This window comes from Bacillus sp. IS1 (assembly GCF_032461585.1).
In the GTDB taxonomy this organism is placed as follows: Bacteria; Bacillota; Bacilli; order Bacillales; family Bacillaceae; genus Bacillus; species Bacillus velezensis.
Map to the genome: position 1 here is coordinate 1 of NZ_JAWCWR010000039.1, position 273 is coordinate 273.

Consider the following 273-nt stretch of genomic DNA (forward strand, 5'->3'; position numbering starts at 1 on the left):
ACTCTCAATGGTTTGGTGGCGATAGCGAAGAGGTCACACCCGTTCCCATGCCGAACACGGAAGTTAAGCTCTTCAGCGCCGATGGTAGTCGGGGGTTTCCCCCTGTGAGAGTAGGACGCCGCCAAGCCATTACACGTAAGTGTAATATATGGAGGATTAGCTCAGCTGGGAGAGCATCTGCCTTACAAGCAGAGGGTCGGCGGTTCGAGCCCGTCATCCTCCACCATATTTGCCGGCCTAGCTCAATTGGTAGAGCAACTGACTTGTAATCAG

1 tRNA gene and 1 rRNA gene are annotated in these 273 nt (G+C 53.8%); both read left to right on the forward strand.

The features are described 5' to 3' along the window. Positions 1-11: 11 nt before the first annotated feature. A 5S ribosomal RNA gene (gene rrf, locus RUW00_RS22860) occupies positions 12-127 on the forward strand. Positions 128-150: 23 nt separating this feature from the next. After that, positions 151-226: transfer RNA gene (locus tag RUW00_RS22865), tRNA-Val, on the forward strand. Positions 227-273 lie beyond the last annotated feature (47 nt).